Raw genomic sequence first — 16624 nt, 5'->3', positions numbered from 1 at the left:
TGATCGTGATTGCGCGCCGACAGGGCGCGCGAGCGCGTTGCTATCCAATCTAATAATCTGCAGGGCTCCAGAGTAAAATAAAGTCCTGCAGAATTCATTGTCTGTGTCAAATCGCATGCGCACGGTAGCGAGTTGCATGCGGCGTTCCGCGTATGAAGCGGCGTGAAGCATTAGATAGAATCTAGACGCGCCGCATTGTGACCGCACCATGTCATCCTGTAGGCCCCATTGAGTTAGTCGACAGAAGTCGGCGATGTTTTTTGGGGCGGCTGATTAAATGACGCGCAGAACTACACTTCACAAAAAGACTCTTCTGGCTGCAGCGAGCGCATTTGCGTTGTTGCTTGATGCCGGCGAAACGGTCGTCGCGCAGACCTCGCAAGCGCTGCCTGCCGTTGAAGTGCATGCACCGACGCCGCGTGCGGTCCGTCGTGTCGCACCGCGCCGAAATGCCGCAGTTACACCGCAGGCGGCGCCTCGGCCTGTGGAACGCCGCACGCCGACGACACCGCCTACCGGGATGATTGGATCTCTGCCGGCGGTCTACGCCGGTGGCCAGGTCGCATCCGGCAGCCAGGTTGGTTTGCTCGGCAATCGTGGCGTGATGGATACGCCGTTTAACCAGACGAGCTACACGGCGAAGACGATCCAGGATCAGCAGGCGCGTAAGCTCGACGACGTGTTCGCGAACGATCCGTCCGTGCGTGTCACCGTGCCGCGTCTCAGCGGTTTCGATCGCGTCAATATCCGCGGCTTCAGCGTCGGCAGCGAGGGATACGGCATCAATGGTCTGTACGGCATCGCCTCGGCGTTCTCGCTGTCGTCGCTCGCGGCGATCGAGCGGGTGGAGGTGTTGAAGGGACCGTCCGCGTTGCTGAACGGCATGCCGCCAAGCGGCGGCGGTGTTGGCGGCAGCGTCAACCTCGTGACCAAGCGTGCCGGCGAAGTGCCGTTCGCGCAGCTCACCAACACCTATTCGTCGATTTCGCAGTTCGGCACGCATCTGGATGTCGGCCAGCGGTTTGGCGAGTTCAAGGAGTTCGGTGTCCGCTTCAACGGCAGCTACAACGGCGGCAGCACCGAGCTGGCCAATCAGAGTCAGGAAGTCGGGAACGCCTTTCTTGGGCTCGACTATCGCGGCGAGCGCGTGCGCCTGTCCGCCGACATCGGCTACGAGCACAACAGGGTCACCGCGATGACCCGCTTCGTCGATATCAGCGGACTTCCCGCGGTTCCGACGCCGCCGGACGCACGCGCGAACTACATGCCGAGCTGGGGCTTCTGGGATTCGGAATCGCGCTATGCGATCGTGCAAGGCGAGGTGGATATCACCGATGACCTGACGGCCTATGCACAGGCGGGTATCGGGACCAGCAACACGCGTTATCTCTATTCCGACATTCGCGTGACGAATCTGGATGGAGAGTTCAACGGATTGTCGCGGCGCAACAACCAGAAGCATGAGAGGACTGCGGCGCAGGTCGGATTGCGTGCCAATGTCGATACGGGACCGGTCAACCATGCGATCAATGTCAATGCGGGGACATCGTCGGCCGATACCGGGATCATCAATGTCTCCGGTGCAACGAATTTCTTTTCGAACTTGTACAATCCGCGTTCGGGCCCGGTTTCAATTCGTGACGTCGGTGCTCCGAAGACAATCGGTACATTCGATCTGACGAGCGTCGGCATCGCTGATACGATGTCGGTCTGGAACGGGCGTATCCAGCTGACCGTCGGTGTACGGCATCAGTATGTGGAGTCTGAATCCTTCGCCCAGGGAACCGGGATCAGGACGGGTGGCTACGATTCGTCAGCCACCACACCGGCCTATGCGCTGGTCATCAAGCCGCTGGAGAATGTCTCGGTCTACGCCAATTACATTGAGGCACTGGAGGCGGGGATCATCGTCGGGAGTGGGTATGAGAACGAGGGTTCGGTATTGCCGCCCTATCGCACCAAGCAGCATGAGATGGGTGTGAAGGTGGATTGGGGACGCATCACGACAACGGTTAGTGCATTCGACATTTTGAAGCCGATGCAGTTGGTCGATCGTTCGGTTTCGCCGTCCATCCTTACGCAGTCCGGCGAGGTCCGTAATCGCGGCGTCGAGATCAATACCTTCGGTGAGGTCACCGACGGTGTTCGTTTGCTCGGCGGCGTCATGTTCCTTGATGCGCGCCAGCAAAGGACCGAGAGGGGCGCCTATGATGGCCGCTACGCCTTCAACGTTCCTGATACGCAGTTCAATCTGGGCGGCGAATGGGATGTGCCCTTCATTCCTGGGCTGACCCTGACAGGCCGGGCGATTTATACGGGGTCATACTGGTCGGACCAGGCCAACACGGTCTACGGCCCGAGCTGGACCCGCTACGACGCCGGTGCGCGCTACACCTTCGCGTCGCCGTGGAATGCGAAGCCGGTGGTCGTGCGCTTCTCGGTCGAGAACCTGCTCGATACCAACTATTGGCAGGCCTCGACCAACGAGGGTTACATCATCCTCGGTGCGCCTCGGACTTACATGGTCTCGACGACGTTTAATTTCTGATATCGCCGATCGTCTGCGTATCAGATCGGTCTGACGAGCGGCCGCCGTGATGTCATCATGGCGGCCGCAGCGTTTGCTTTTTGTGAGCCCGCATTCACCTGCTCAGGTGTGGGTGGCGTTTCGCCATGCGGTTATCACTGCTCCGGCTTGACCTTGCCGATCTCGACAACCGTCTTCCAGCGGGCGAGTTCTTTCTCCAGGAAGCTCTGAAATTCCGCACTTGTATTGGCGACGACCTCGAAGCCGCTGTCGGTCAGCCGCTTCTTGAGATCGGGCGAGGTGAGGGCGGTGGTGATCGATGTCTCGAGTTTGGTCTTCACATCGGCGGGAAGGCCCTTGGGCGCGACGAAGGCCTGCCAGGAATAGATATTGAGATCGTCGACGCCGACTTCCTTCATCGTTGGCGTCTGCGGGAATGAATCGGAGCGTGTGTCACTGGTAACGGCCAGAATTTTCATCTTGCCGCCTCGGATGTAATTGGCGACTGCGCCGAGATTCTGGAAGGAGACGTCGACATGTCCGCCCATCAGGTCCGTATGGGCCTGCGAGCCGCCCTTGTAGGGCGTATGGATACCGGTGGTCCCCGTCTTCTGCCAAAACAACACGGCTGTGAGATGGTCGGACGAGCCTACGCCCGATGAGGCGAACGTGACCTTGTCGGGATTCTTCTTGAGATAGTCGATGAGTTCCTGGACGGTATTGGCCGGGAAATCGGGGCGCGTGATCAGCACGTTGGGATTGCGCACAGCGACACTGAGCAGATCGAAATTCTGGAGCGGGTGATAGCCTGGGTCCTTGTAGAGCACCGGATTGATCGCGATGACCCCAATCGAGCCCACCATCAGCGTATAGCCATCCGGCTTTGAGCGAGCGAGTTGCGTTGCGCCGATGGAGCCGTTGGCGCCGGGTTTGTTCTCGATGATGAAGGACTGCCCGAAGCTTTCCTGCATCTTCTGGGTGGTCATGCGCGCTGTCGTATCGCTTGCTCCGCCGGCAGTAAAAGGCACGATCACCGTGACGGATTTCGATGGATAGTCTTGTGCGCTGGCCATGCCCGGCACTGTCAGACAGAATGCCGCCGCGGCGAGATGGCTGAATTTCATCGTCGTTTCCTCCACTGGAATGCTTTTGTTGATTGAACAGGCGACAATCTCCGTGTCGCTCTTGTCTGGACGGCTCATCCATGAGCTGACGAGCAGTGTGGTTCGTGAGTTCGGGAACCCCCTTCAATCGGCAACCGCTGCAGTCTCGTTGGCAGAGACTTCGCAGATGGCGGCTTTGAAAATTGACAGGTCACACAAGAAAGAATCGCAGTCCTAGTCCAGACCGGCGGTGTCGACGCGCCAATATAGCGACCTGCAACCTTTAGTATAGGTATGGGCGGGAACCTCCCAAGCGGCCATTTGACGCTTGGGCATCATGCCATGGGCGTTGGCTCGGCCCGGTCAGGCGGGAAGCGATCGACGCCTAGGCGGCCTCGGAGATTTCCGCTGGCCTGTGTCTGCCGCGGAGCGGGATGGTGACGCAGACCACGGTGCCGGTGCCGAGCTTGGAACGCAGCTTCATCGATCCGCCATGCAGGTTGGTGAGCGACTTGGCGATAGCGAGGCCGAGGCCCGAGCCGTGATAGGTCTTGGCGAGCTGGCTCTCGACCTGTTCGAACGGGCGTCCCAGACGCTTCAGCGAATGCGGGGCGATGCCGATGCCGCTATCGGCGATCATCAGGGCCACGGAGTCGCGCAGCACGCGGCTGCGCACGGTGACACGGCCGCCATCGGGCGTGAACTTCACTGCGTTCGAGAGCAGATTGACCAGGATCTGCTTGATGGCGCGGCGGTCAGCCACCACCGGTGCATCAGCCGCGATGTCGGCGCTGAGTATCAGATTCTTGTCGTCGGCTCGGCCGGAGACGACACGCAGCGCTTCGGACAGCGTCTGTCCGAGATCGAGCGGCTCGAGGTCCAGCTTCATGCGACCTGCCTCGATCTTCGACATATCGAGAATGTCATTGATGACTTCGAGCAGATAGTGACCGCTGGTGAGAATGTCGTGGCAGTATTCGGCATATTTGTCGGAGCCGAGATTGCCGAACATGCCACTGCCCATGATCTCGGAGAAGCCGATAATGGCATTCAGCGGCGTGCGCAGTTCGTGGCTCATATTGGCCAGGAATTTCGACTTGGTCTGGTTAGCTTCCTCGGCGCGGTTCTTCTCGTCGGAATATTTCTGGGCGAGGTCCGCAAGTTCGAGCGCCTGTTTCTCCAGCGCAGCCTGGGAGTGCTTGAGATCGATGACGCTGGCGCGTAGGCGCAGATCGTTGTCGACCAGCTTGTGCTCGTGCTCCTTGATGCGGGTGATGTCGGTGCCGACGGAGACGTAGCCGCCGTCCTTGGTACGGCGCTCGCTGATATGCAGCCAGCTGCCGTCCTCGATCTGCGCTTCGAAGGTACGGGCGCCAGGGGCCGCAGCGCCGGATTCCGCGAGACGCGAGCGAACCTCGGGCATGCTGCCGACTTCGAGCACCGTCTCGTAGGATGTGCCGGGCGATACGGCCGAGTCCGGTAGTTTATGCAGGCGCTGGAAATGTGAATTGCACAGGACCAGGCGATCTTCCGCGTCCCACAGCACGAAGGCTTCGGGAATGGTCTCGATCGCGTCGCGCAGACGGACGTCGGCCTCGACGGTCTTTTCGGCAAGACTCTTCTGTTCGGTGACGTCGATGGCAATGCCGATCAGGTGCTGGCTGCCGTCACCCTGACCCTGGGCCAGTTCGCAGCGCAGCTGCAACCAGATCCAGTGGCCGTTGCTGTGTTGCATCCGGAAGGTCTGGTCGATGTGATCGATCTTGAACGAAATTAACTGATCGGCGATCTCGAACAGGTTGATATCGTCGGACTGTACCAGCGCGTTGACTTCGCCGAATGTCAGGAGGTCGCTGCGGCTGTCGAGGCCCAGCATGGTGAACATCGACTGCGACCAGAAGATGCGGCCGCGCGACAGATCCCAGTCCCACAATCCGCAGCGACCGCGATTGAGGGCAGTATCGATGCGGCCACGTACGGCGTCGTTGATGGCGTCGCCCTCGCGGGCGCGGGTCGATTGCCAGTGGAACGCAAAGCCGAGGATCAGCACTACGAAGCCGGTGGTGGCCGAGAGCGTGATCGACAACGCGGAGTCCGAGCGCCAGATCGGCTCGTTGTTTTCCTGAATGACGACCACCTGACCCGGCAGCGCCTTAACGATGCGACGGGTGGCCAATGCGTGGCTGTTGTCGGGCAGCTTCACATCGACAACGTCAGTACGTGGCCCCTGTGCAGCCATGGCCTGCGTCGCGCTGAGGACATCGAGTATGCGATTGGCGTCGCCCGGCGGCAGGTCGATCGGCACGCGCGCGAGAATGCTCTGGTCGGCGCCGAGCACGATGACGTGGCGTCCCCCAGCGATCCCCCAGGATGGAATCAGACTGGGCAGCAAGCTCTGCAGGCGCTCGACGGCAGCAGAACGATCCTGACGGATGGTGCCATTGCGTTCGAGGCGCTCGGCGAGCAGGTCGGCGAGCGCCGCGAGATCGCGCTTCATCGATGCCTGCTTCTGCCGGCTCTGATCGACCACCTGCACGAAAGCGCCGAAGAAGATCGTGATAAGAAAAGCGATGATGAGTGTAGGGACGGCTCGGCGAAGTGCCGGCTCTGCGACCAGCAGCCTGTGATAGGCCGGCTTCGCGATAGACTGCGCCAATCCTTTGATCGAATCGGATTGGACGCATGCGTTGTCCGCATGCGCACGCGACATACTTAGCCCCCTCGAAGAATCTCGCCCCGCATCGCTCGAAACAACTGCCCCGCCACTTCGAATCGCAAGACCAATAAGAATCCACTTTGCCTGGGGTGTCGAGAGTCAACGAAACGTTAACGTGAAATAAATCGTATCCACCGGAGAATTTCATCACTGTTTGGCACTTGCATGAGTCCGAAACAGGAACGCCGCGCATGAGAATCATGCGCAGCGTTGAATCGCAGTGTTGAAATCGAGGACTCGTAGAACGGGCGCTACAGAGTCACCACTATCTTGCCGAGATGCTTGTTCGCTTCCATGTGGTCGAACGCAGTTCCGATGTCGTCGAATGCGTAGACCTTGTCGATCGGCAGTTTCAGTTGGCCGGCTTCGATGGCGGGCCAGATGTCCGCACGCACCGCACTGAAGATGTCGCGAATCTCCTGCAGTGACCTCGTGCGGAAGGTCACGCCGATATAGTTGATGCGGCGTGCGGCATGGAGATCGAAATTGAAATCGCCATGCGTGCCGCCGAGGCGGCCGACATTGACGATGCGTCCCATCACCTTCGTGGCTTTCAGGTTCTGGTTGGCGATGGGCCCCGAGATCTGGTCGATGATCAGATCGACGCCGTCGCCATCCGTGGCCTTGAGCACCTGATCGACCCAGCCGGCATCCTTCGAATCGATGGCGAGGTCAGCGCCGAAGTCCTTCAGCCGGGCGCGACGTGCGGCGTCGGTGGATGAACCGATCACCGTCTTTGCGCCCTTGAGCCTGGCGATCTGCAGCGCCATCAGGCCGACGCCGGAGCTGGCGCCCTGGATCAGCACCGATTGGCCGGGCTGTAGTCCGCCATTCGTCACTAGCGCATTGTGCATCGTGGTGATGGCGACGGGCAGGGTGCAGGCATCCTCGAAACTCATGCTGGCTGGTATGTGGAACAGCCGGCCGTGATCGGTGACGGCGAATTCGGCAAAGGCCGCACCGCCGGACCCCGTCACGCGATCCCCGACTTTGACGCCCTTGGCCTCCGGGCCGAGTTCGGCGATCTCACCGGCCCATTCCATTCCCAGCACCGTACCGACGCCGCCGGCAGCGCCGTGCACGTGGCCTTTGGTCATGCCGAGGTCGGCGCGGTTGAGGCCGCAGGCTTTCACCTTGACCAGCACCTGCGTGTCGGCGGGCGAGGGCTTCGGAACATCACCGATCGCAGCGCCATTGGCGCCGTAGACATAAGCTTTCATGGCTCTGCTTTCCGTTCCGTCTATTCAGCGGCTTGGCGCTGGCCGCCACCAAGCATGGCTTCGAAGCGTGCGCGGATAATCGTCTCAGCATCATGCATGATGCGCGACACCAGTTCCTGGCAGCTCGGGATGTCATGGATCAGGCCCTGGACCTGGCCGGCCGACCAGATGCCATCTTCGGCATCGCCGTGCGCATAGACCAGCTTGCCGCGGGCGCCGGCGACAAGTTCCTTGATCTGCTCGAAAGTGGCGCCTTCCTTCTCCATGGCGACGACCTGCTTGCTCACCGCATTCCTGGCGACGCGCGAGGTGTTGCGCATGGTGCGGAAGATCAGGTCGGTCTCGCGCTCGTCATTGGCGACGATGCGCTCCTTCACCAGCTGATGGATCGGGCTTTCCTTGGTGCACATGAAGCGCGTGCCCATGTTGATGCCTTCGGCGCCGAGCGCCAGCGCGGCGACAAGGCCGCGGCCGTCGCCGAAGCCGCCCGAGGCGATCATCGGGATCCTGATCTTGTCGGCTGCGGCTGGAATCAGGATCAGGCCCGGCGTGTCATCCTCGCCGGGATGTCCGGCGCATTCAAAGCCATCGATCGAGATCGCATCGACGCCCATACGCTCGGCGGAGAGGCCGTGGCGCACGCTGGTGCATTTATGGATGACCTTGATGCCGTGCTTCTTGAATTCGGTGACGTGTTCCTGCGGCTTGTTGCCGGCGGTCTCTACCACCTTGATGCCGGCCTCGATGATGGCCTGGCGATATTCCGCATAAGGCGGCGGCTTGATGGTCGGCAGAATGGTCAGGTTCACGCCGAACGGCTTGTCGGTCATGTCACGGCAGCGCGCGATTTCCTTAGTGAGGTCTTCCGGCGTCGGCTGGGTCAGTGCGGTGATCAGGCCGAGTGCGCCGGCATTGGCCACTGCGGCGACGAGCTCGGCGCGGCCGACCCACTGCATGCCGCCCTGGACGATCGGGTGTTCGACACCCACGAGCTCGGTGAAGCGCGTCTTGATCATGATTGGTCCTCTGTTCCCTCGCAGGCGCATCGGGTGTGCCCGATGTGGCTTGTTGATCTTTCGGGGGCGGAGGATGCCGTTGCACCGGCGGAATGTCCATCGGACAGCCGGCAGTGCGCCATGCGGATTTGGCGGGGCGGGCGCCTAGAGCCGTTTCCGTTCCGATTAAATCGGAACGGAGCTCTAGATTTTTGTCTTTACGCGTTTTCTTGACGTAAACCGGTCTCCACTTCGCTCGAAAACGCTCTAATTCCTATTGGTGGAATTCGTTATGCAGCGCGCCGATCCCATCGATGGCGATGGTCACGGTGTTGACCGGTTCCTTCATCACGCCGACGCCGACGGAGGTGCCGCAGCAGATCAGATCGCCGGGGAGCAGGGTCATGTCGTGGGAGATAAGCGACACCAGGCGTTGCGCGCTGAAGATCATGTCCGATATCGGATAGTTCTGCCGCTCTTCACCATTGAGGATGGTGCGGATATGGAGCGTCGCCGGATCGATGCCCGTCGTGATGACGGGACCGAACGGGCCGTAACCGTCGAAGCCCTTGGCGCGTGCCCATTGCGGGAAGGTCGCATCGCGATTGAGGACATCGGACGCGGTGATATCGTTGACGCAGGTATAGCCAAAGATGACAGCATCGGCCTTCTCCGGCGGAATATTGCTGCAGGTCTCGCCGATGACGATGCCAAGTTCGCCTTCATAGGTGGTCTTGCCGTCGTAACTGACGGGCTTGCGCACAATTGCGCTGGGCGCCGTGATGCTGGATGGCGCTTTCAGGAGATAGAGCGGCTCCTTCGGTTCGGGGACGTTCAGCTTGGCGGCAAGGGCATGGAAGTTGTTCCAGAGCGCGATGATCTTCGAAGGTGCACAGGGTGCGAGCAACTCCACATCGGCGAGCTTCAGATACTGGCCCGTTGGCTTGGCCGCGCCGAACATGTCGCCGTTATGCACGGCGATCTCCCCATCCGCGAGCGTGCCAAAACACATGTGGTCATGATGGCGGAAGCGAACCCAGTTCGTCATCTTATTGCATCCTGCACTAGTAGAGCCCGGCAACCTTGGCGCGTTGGGCAACCAGTGCCAGAACGGAATCGATGGCCGGCGTCGGGATGCCGGTGAGGCGCCCCATTTCCTGCACCACGGTGACCAGCGGATCGATCTCCATCGGCCGGCTGCGCTCAAGGTCCTGCAGCATCGATGTCTTGTGCGCGCCGACCTTGCGCGCGCCTTCGATGCGGCGCTCGACATCGACGCGAAAGCCGATGCCAAAGCTCTCGGCGATCGATTGGGCTTCGAGCATCATCGCTTTCGAGAGCGCGCGTGTTCCGGGATCAGTGCAGATCACGTCCAGCGTCGCATGGGTGAGGGCGCTGATCGGATTGAAGCAGACATTGCCCCACAGTTTCAGCCAGATCTCGTCGCGAATGCGATCCAGCACGGGCGCCTTCAATCCTGCCTTTTCGAACATCGCGGCCAGCCGCTCGACATCTGCCGTGCGTTCGCCCGATGGTTCTCCGAGCGGAAACTTGTCACCATAGACATGCCGGATCACGCCGGGCGCTTCGATCTCGGTGGCGGGATAAACGATACAGCCGATGGCGCGGGCGGCGCCGATTTCTTCCCACTGCCGTCCGCCTGGATCGACGCTTTCCAGCGCAGTACCTTCGAACTGGTTGCCGTGTCTGTGGAAGTACCAATAGGGAATGCCGTTCACGGCAGTGACGATGCGCGTCCTTGGGCCGAGCAGCGGCCGCATCTGTTCGATGACGCCGGTGATGGAATGGGCTTTCAGGCAGATAATGACGTAGTCCTGCTCGCCGAGCTCGGCGGGATCGTCGGTGCAGGGAATGTGCACGACGCGTTCCTCGCCTGATATCAGCAGCTTCAGTCCATGAGCGCGCATCGCCGCAAGATGTGCGCCGCGCGCGACGAGACTAACGTCGGCGCCAGCCTGCGCGAGCTGAACGCCGAGATAGCCGCCGATGGCGCCAGCGCCGTAGATGCAGATCTTCATGAGATGTCACCAAGGCAATGAGCGCGGACAAGGCAAAAGAACTAGCATCACGGGCCGCTGGCGGTCCGTGTCGTTATCGGTATGGAAACGCGAAGTGAGCTTGAGACTAGGCCTTAGGCGACCGCAGCATGTGCTTGCGGTTCATCCTCATGGTCGAGAGCCCTGCTGATGTCGCGGATGCTGATCACGCCAATCAGTGTGTGATCGTCGATGACGGGGACATGGCGAATATGATGCCTGTTCATCAGGTGGCGCACATGTTCAAGTGTGTCGGTCGAGCGGCAGGAAATCAGCTCCTGCACCGAGATCATATCCGACACCTTACGATTGACGCCGGCAGCACCGTGTTCGGCAATCGCGCGAACCACATCGCGTTCCGAAAACATGCCGACCGCGGTGTTGCCTTCGGTGCGGCACACGTCCTTCACGACCAATGCGCTGATATTGCCTGTCCGGAGCAATTGCGCCGCGATGGCGACAGTCTCGTTCATGCGGACAGTAGCGATACGGGTGCTCTTCCTACGCAGGATATCTCCGACTTGCATGGCAACCTCCCTTGGCTGATCGGCTGAGGATCGATCTTACAAGTGCGAGATTGGTATACGGTATGCCAGTTGTCAACGCAGAAACGAGGATATCGCGGGGCGGTGGAATAAGAAAGAAAGTCAGTATTTCTGACGTTTATTTGCGGCATGGCGTGTATTTCCGATGTGCTTTTATCGCACCGGCGATATCCAGTCGGAGTTCTGGTATGCCAGCTGGGTATGAAAAAGGGGCGCACTCGCGTGCGCCCCTGAAATCTTGAGCGAGCTTCGACTGATCAGGCGGTCTTGGCGCTCTGCGGTGCAGCCTCCGGCACCGCAGGCTCACTTCCCAGAATGAACGCACGTCGCATCGGCTTGATGACGAACAGAGCGAGCAACGCAGCCGTGGCGTTGAGTGCAACAGCGATCACGAATACGGCCTGCCATCCATAACTCGCTGCGATCAGGCTCGCGAGTGGTACCAACAACGCTGCCGTGCCCTTCGCCGTGTAAAGCATGCCGTTGTTCGTCGCGGCATATTTGGCGCCGAACGTATCGCCTGAGGTCGCCGGGAACAGACTGTAGATCTCACCGAACACGCCGAAGTAAACGGCTGTCGCCAGTACGAAGACGAGCGGATTGTGGCCATAGGCCGACAGCGTCAGCAGCATCAGCGCGGCTGTGCCGAAGGCAATGAACATGGTGTGTTCACGACCGATCTGATCGGACAACCAGCCGAAGAGCGGGCGGCCGAACCCGTCAAAGATGCGATCGAGCGAGATGGCGAAGGTCAGTGCTGCCATCTGGAAGCCCGCCAATGTCACCGGCGAATTCGCGATGTTGTAATCGTGGGCGATCGGCGCGATCTGCGCAGCAGTCATCAAGCCACCGGCGGCGACCATCACGAAGACCAGATACATGACCCAGAAGATCGGGCTGCGCAGTACTTGCGGCGGGGTGAAATCCGTCTTGGTCTGCGGCAGATTGAGTTGTTTTTTCTTCACCGGTACCGCCTGCAAAGGTGGGCGCATGAAGAAAGCGAGCACGAACACGATCAGGCCCTGGCCGATGCCAAAGGTGAAGAAGGCGTGTTGATAGCCGCTCTCGGCAATCATATGCGCGATCGGCACGACGGTGATCGCAGCGCCAGCGCCGAAGCCTGCCGCCGTGGCGCCCGCAGCGAGGCCGCGGCGATCAGGAAACCACTTCAGCGCATTGCCGACGCAGGTGCCGTAGACCGAACCGGCGCCGATGCCACCGACGACGGCCCCGGCGTAAAGCATGACCAGCGAGTCCGCATAGGAGTTCAGGACCCAGGCGAGGCTGATCATGATTCCGCCGAACATGATCACGACGCGGGGACCGTATTTGTCGACGAACCACGCTTCGACCGGCACCAGCCAGGTCTCGACGACGACGAACAGGGTGAAGGCAAGCTGGATCGCGGCGCGACCCCAGTGATACTTGGCGTCGATCGGATCGACGAACAGCGTCCATCCATATTGCAGGTTGGCGATCATCGCCATGCAGAAGATGCCCATCACGAGTTGGATCCAGCGGAAGCTGGAGGTGGGGGCGGTGGTCGAGTCGGTGTGAGACATTGGGGTCCTCCGAGCGCGCCTCTTGATCGCGACCTATGTCACGAATGCTGTGGCTTATTGTCGCAAGCGTCGCTTTGGCGGAGACTGGTATATTATATTCCAACTTGCAACCGGCTGATGGAGCTGGAGCGCGGGTTTCGTTGGTGCACCGCAGCGCAACGGGACGTGCCGCCAAGCCGGTCGATCATCCCCACGAGTGCCCAGAACGCAAAACGCGCCCAGTCGGAACTGGGCGCGTTGTTTTCGTGAGGGATTCTGCGTTTTAGGTGGCCTGAGCCCTGCTGACGACGACCCTACGCCAAGGCTTCAGCACCGCAATGGCGAGCAGTGAAGCCAGGACGTTGGCGCCGGCTGCAATGAGGAACACGCTGTCCCACGTGCCCGACGACTGCTGCATGTAATTCGCGACCGGCACCAGAAGTGCTGCCGTTCCCTTTGCCGTATAGAGCAGGCCGGCATTGGTCGTTGCGAACTTGGAGCCGAAGGTGTCGGTGCAGGTCGACGGGAAGAGCGAATAGATCTCACCCCAGGCGAAGAACACGAAGCCCGACAGCAGCACGAACCACAGCGGATCCTGGCCCCACATATACAGTGCCCAGATGCCGAGACCTTCCATGCCGAAGGCGATGAACATCGTGTTCTCGCGGCCGATCATGTCGGAGATCCAGCCGAAGAATGGACGGGTCAGGCCGTTGAGCACGCGGTCGATAGTCGCTGCGAAAGTGACCGCCGTCATCGTCACGGCCATCAGCGTGACGGGTACGTTGTCGATCTTCCAGTCGGCCGCGATGGGCTTCAGGTTTGCCGTCACCATCAGGCCACCGGCACCGACGATCACGAACATGAAGTACATCAGCCAGAAGATCGGGTGACGAATGACTTCGGTCGGGGTGTAGTTGCGGCGGGTCTGGATCACGTTGGCGTTCTGGACAACCGGCGGGACCTGTCCTGCTTTCGGCGCGAACAGGAAAAAGGACAGGATCACGATGATGATGCCTTGCCCGAGACCGAAATACAGAAATGCAGTCTGGAAACCGGAATCATGGATCATCGCCTGGATAGGCGCGACGGTGAGCGCAGAACCGGCACCGAAGCCTGCAGCGGTGATGCCGGCGGCGAGGCCGCGCTTGTCGGGAAACCACTTCAGCGCGTTGCCGACGCAGGTGCCGTAGACGCCGCCAGCGCCGATGCCAGCGATGATCATGCCGAGATAGAAACCGTTGAGCGTTTCCGCCTGTGCATTGATCGCCCAGCCGATGCCGCAGAGGATGCCGCCGATAAGGACGACGAGCTTCGGACCGTATTTATCGACGAACCATCCTTCGACCGGCACCAGCCAGGTCTCGAACAGAACGAAGAGGGTGAAGGCCCACTGGATCGACGCACGATCCCAGCCGAACTTCTTCTGGATGTCGGGGACGAAGAATGTCCAGCCGTATTGATAGTTGGCGATCATCACCATCGCGCCAACGCCGATGGCGAGTTGTGTCCAGCGATACGCGTCGCTGACACGTGCGGCAGCTGGCGCCGCCCCGTGAACTGCATCAGTCATAGTTCCTCCTAAAGCGCTGTTCTATTGAGAGCTCGACAGCTGCGAAGGATAGTTTGGTATATGATATGCCAACTAACAAGCGAAATCTTGCCAATTTGCCGCTGCAAGTTTCGCATGACTGAATGCTGTACTGCGATACTACAAGACAGCACAGAGCCGGCGGTCCAGACCGCCGGCTCTTGGGTTTAAATAGTTGTTTGTATCGTTACTTACGCTGTTGCAGCGCGAGTACGCAGCCGGGTGAAGCCGTTCTGGATTACCGACCAGAACAGGGCGATCAGGCCGAGAATCATGATGCTGCTCACCAGCGTGTTTGAGAAGAAGATCCCGAGCGATCCCTGCGACCCCAGCAGCGACTGACGGAAGGCTTCCTCGGCCTTGTCGCCAAGTACAATGGCGAGCACCAGCGGGGCGAGGGGATAGTTACATTTCTTCAGTGCGTAACCGATGATTCCGAATACCAGCATCATCACCACGTCGAAGGTCGAATTGTGGACGGAGTAGGCTCCGATCGCACAGAGCACCAGGATAAGAGGTGCGATGATGCTGAATGGAACCCGCAGGATCGCTGCGAAGATCGGTACGCAGGTCAGCACGATGATCAGGCCGACGAGGTTGCCGAGATACATCGAGGCGATCAGGCCCCAGACGAACTCCTTCTGTTCGACGAATAGCATCGGGCCAGGCTGCAGGCCCCAGATCAGAAGGCCGCCGAGCAGCACTGCCGCGGTCGGCGAGCCGGGGACGCCGAGCGACAGCATCGGCAGCAGGGCTGCGGTGCCGGCGGCATGTGCCGCCGTTTCCGGCGCGATGACGCCTTCGATCTCGCCCTTGCCGAAATTGTTGCCGTTCTTGGAAACGCGCTTGGCGATGCCGTAACTCATAAAGGACGCGGGTGTCGCGCCTGCGGGCGTAACACCCATCCAGCAGCCGATGACGCAGGAGCGCAGCGACGTCATCCAGTATTGCGGCAAGCTCATCCAGGTACGGAGCACGACGCGAAGATCGATCTTCGCCTTGCCGCCCTGGAAGCGCAGTCCTTCTTCCATGGTGAGGAAGATTTCGCCGAGGCCGAACAGGCCGATGACGGCGATCAGGAAGTCGAAGCCATTGAGAAGTTCGGTCGAGCCGAACGTGAGTCGCAGTTGTCCGGTAATGGAATCGAGGCCGACCGCGGCGAGGGCAAAACCGATCATCATCGCCGCAATGGTCTTGAAGGGCGGCTCCTTACTCAGCCCGACGAAACTGCAGAACGCCAGGAAATAGACCGCGAATTTCTCCGCGGGCCCGAACCGCAAGGCGAAGCCTGCGACCAACGGCGCGACCAGTGTGATCATAACGACGGCGAACAGTGCACCGACGAAAGAGGAGGTGAAGGCGGCTGTCAGTGCTTCGGCAGCCTTGCCCTGCTGCGCCATCGGATAGCCGTCGAATGTCGTGGCCACCGACCACGGTTCTCCGGGGATGTTAAACAGGATCGATGTGATCGCACCTCCGAACAATGCGCCCCAATAGATGCAGGACAGCATGATGATCGCCGATGTCGGCGGCATGCTGAAGGTGAGGGGCAGCAGGATCGCAACGCCGTTGGCGCCGCCAAGGCCGGGCAGCACGCCAATGATGACGCCAAGCACGATGCCGAGCACCATCACAGCGATGTTGAATGGCTGCAGCGCAACGGCGAAGCCCTGGAACAGATTAGCAATTTCTTCCATTTCGAGTAGTCCTCAGAAAGAGACCGGCAGACGCAACGGAATTAAAGATCGCGGAAATCAGAGACCGAGCAGATCCTCGAGGGGCCCCTTGGGGAGCGGCACGAGAAACCAGCGTTCGAAGATCAGGTAGGTGACGACAGGCATGCCAAGAGAGATCGCGGCGATGATCGGCCACTCATATTTGCCGAGCCAGCGCATGAACCATGCGATGAAGATCATCGACGACACGTAGAGGCCGATGAACGGCAGGACGCCGACATAGATGCCGGTGGGAATGACAACACTGAAGACCTGGCGCAGCTGTCCCCATTCGGCGAACAGGTTGCCGTCGTCCTCGCGCAGCGTGTTCCAAATGTTGACGAGGCTGGAGATGATAATGAACAGCCCGATATAGAACGGGAAGAATCCGGCTTTCGGTCCCTCTGCGCCCCAGTTGATGCCGGCCTTGATGCTGCCATAGACGACGATGGCGCCGAACAGACCGATGACGGTGGTGACGCCGGCTTCGACGGATTTGTGGGACGGGCCTGCGTTGCGCGTGTGCTGCGTGGTCATGGAAAACTCTGTGTGAGAGATCAGCGTGTTGCATGCGCCGGACCTGATGTGCGATCAGGTCCGGCGTCATTGCGCCT

General features: G+C 60.3%; 12 protein-coding genes. 1 reads left to right on the top strand and 11 read right to left on the bottom strand.

Annotated features, from left to right (window positions below; genetic code table 11):
• The first annotated feature begins 277 nt into the window (after window positions 1-277).
• Window positions 278-2548 (top strand): TonB-dependent receptor, encoded by a 2271-nt coding sequence (locus tag AB8A33_RS15750; RefSeq protein ID WP_439093583.1) that lies wholly within the window; start codon window positions 278-280, stop codon window positions 2546-2548.
• 134 nt (window positions 2549-2682) lie between these two features.
• On the opposite strand, the gene AB8A33_RS15745 is transcribed toward AB8A33_RS15750, so the two are convergent.
• The 11 genes from AB8A33_RS15745 to AB8A33_RS15695 form a co-directional block, all read right to left on the bottom strand.
• Entirely contained in the window at window positions 2683-3651 is a 969-nt protein-coding gene (locus AB8A33_RS15745) for a Bug family tripartite tricarboxylate transporter substrate binding protein (protein ID WP_439093582.1), read from the bottom strand.
• A gap of 364 nt (window positions 3652-4015) precedes the next feature.
• Window positions 4016-6340, bottom strand: coding sequence for an ATP-binding protein (locus tag AB8A33_RS15740; protein ID WP_439093581.1), 2325 nt, complete (start codon window positions 6338-6340; stop codon window positions 4016-4018).
• A 257-nt stretch (window positions 6341-6597) separates the two neighbouring features.
• Window positions 6598-7566, bottom strand: coding sequence for a zinc-binding dehydrogenase (locus AB8A33_RS15735; protein ID WP_439093580.1), 969 nt, complete (start codon window positions 7564-7566; stop codon window positions 6598-6600).
• 20 nt (window positions 7567-7586) lie between these two features.
• Window positions 7587-8582 (bottom strand): NAD(P)H-dependent flavin oxidoreductase, encoded by a 996-nt coding sequence (locus AB8A33_RS15730; protein ID WP_439093579.1) that lies wholly within the window; start codon window positions 8580-8582, stop codon window positions 7587-7589.
• Between the two features lie 253 nt (window positions 8583-8835).
• Window positions 8836-9609 carry a fumarylacetoacetate hydrolase family protein gene (locus AB8A33_RS15725; RefSeq protein WP_439093578.1) on the bottom strand — a complete coding sequence of 258 codons (774 nt, stop codon included), beginning with the start codon at window positions 9607-9609 and terminating at the stop codon, window positions 8836-8838.
• 16 nt (window positions 9610-9625) lie between these two features.
• Window positions 9626-10600, bottom strand: coding sequence for a 2-dehydropantoate 2-reductase (locus AB8A33_RS15720; RefSeq protein WP_439093577.1), 975 nt, complete (start codon window positions 10598-10600; stop codon window positions 9626-9628).
• A gap of 113 nt (window positions 10601-10713) precedes the next feature.
• A complete protein-coding gene (locus tag AB8A33_RS15715; RefSeq protein ID WP_439093576.1) occupies window positions 10714-11145 on the bottom strand; it encodes a CBS domain-containing protein in 432 nt (143 codons plus the stop codon).
• Window positions 11146-11420: 275 nt separating this feature from the next.
• Complete coding sequence (gene oxlT, locus AB8A33_RS15710) at window positions 11421-12725, bottom strand: oxalate/formate MFS antiporter (RefSeq protein ID WP_439093575.1); 1305 nt, start codon at window positions 12723-12725, stop codon at window positions 11421-11423.
• Between the two features lie 262 nt (window positions 12726-12987).
• On the bottom strand, window positions 12988-14277 hold the full coding sequence (gene oxlT, locus AB8A33_RS15705; protein ID WP_439093574.1) for an oxalate/formate MFS antiporter: 1290 nt from the start codon (window positions 14275-14277) through the stop codon (window positions 12988-12990).
• 209 nt (window positions 14278-14486) lie between these two features.
• Entirely contained in the window at window positions 14487-15992 is a 1506-nt protein-coding gene (locus tag AB8A33_RS15700) for a tripartite tricarboxylate transporter permease (protein ID WP_439093573.1), read from the bottom strand.
• Between the two features lie 57 nt (window positions 15993-16049).
• Window positions 16050-16547 (bottom strand): tripartite tricarboxylate transporter TctB family protein, encoded by a 498-nt coding sequence (locus AB8A33_RS15695; protein WP_439093572.1) that lies wholly within the window; start codon window positions 16545-16547, stop codon window positions 16050-16052.
• Window positions 16548-16624 lie beyond the last annotated feature (77 nt).

Source organism: Tardiphaga sp. 813_E8_N1_3, from assembly GCF_051811025.1.
In the GTDB taxonomy this organism is placed as follows: Bacteria; Pseudomonadota; Alphaproteobacteria; order Rhizobiales; family Xanthobacteraceae; genus Tardiphaga.
Note: the sequence above shows the minus strand (reverse complement) of the source record. Positions and strands in the feature narration are given on the sequence as shown.

What these genes read in the sequence shown, in the direction of transcription:
- AB8A33_RS15750 (WP_439093583.1), top strand. Translation starts at nt 278, where the DNA reads ATGACGCGCAGAACTACACTTCACAAAAAGACTCTTCTGGCTGCAGCG.
- AB8A33_RS15745 (WP_439093582.1), bottom strand. Translation starts at nt 3,651, where the DNA reads ATGAAATTCAGCCATCTCGCCGCGGCGGCATTCTGTCTGACAGTGCCG.
- AB8A33_RS15740 (WP_439093581.1), bottom strand. Translation starts at nt 6,340, where the DNA reads ATGTCGCGTGCGCATGCGGACAACGCATGCGTCCAATCCGATTCGATC.
- AB8A33_RS15735 (WP_439093580.1), bottom strand. Translation starts at nt 7,566, where the DNA reads ATGAAAGCTTATGTCTACGGCGCCAATGGCGCTGCGATCGGTGATGTT.
- AB8A33_RS15730 (WP_439093579.1), bottom strand. Translation starts at nt 8,582, where the DNA reads ATGATCAAGACGCGCTTCACCGAGCTCGTGGGTGTCGAACACCCGATC.
- AB8A33_RS15725 (WP_439093578.1), bottom strand. Translation starts at nt 9,609, where the DNA reads ATGACGAACTGGGTTCGCTTCCGCCATCATGACCACATGTGTTTTGGC.
- AB8A33_RS15720 (WP_439093577.1), bottom strand. Translation starts at nt 10,600, where the DNA reads ATGAAGATCTGCATCTACGGCGCTGGCGCCATCGGCGGCTATCTCGGC.
- AB8A33_RS15715 (WP_439093576.1), bottom strand. Translation starts at nt 11,145, where the DNA reads ATGCAAGTCGGAGATATCCTGCGTAGGAAGAGCACCCGTATCGCTACT.
- oxlT (WP_439093575.1), bottom strand. Translation starts at nt 12,725, where the DNA reads ATGTCTCACACCGACTCGACCACCGCCCCCACCTCCAGCTTCCGCTGG.
- oxlT (WP_439093574.1), bottom strand. Translation starts at nt 14,277, where the DNA reads ATGACTGATGCAGTTCACGGGGCGGCGCCAGCTGCCGCACGTGTCAGC.
- AB8A33_RS15700 (WP_439093573.1), bottom strand. Translation starts at nt 15,992, where the DNA reads ATGGAAGAAATTGCTAATCTGTTCCAGGGCTTCGCCGTTGCGCTGCAG.
- AB8A33_RS15695 (WP_439093572.1), bottom strand. Translation starts at nt 16,547, where the DNA reads ATGACCACGCAGCACACGCGCAACGCAGGCCCGTCCCACAAATCCGTC.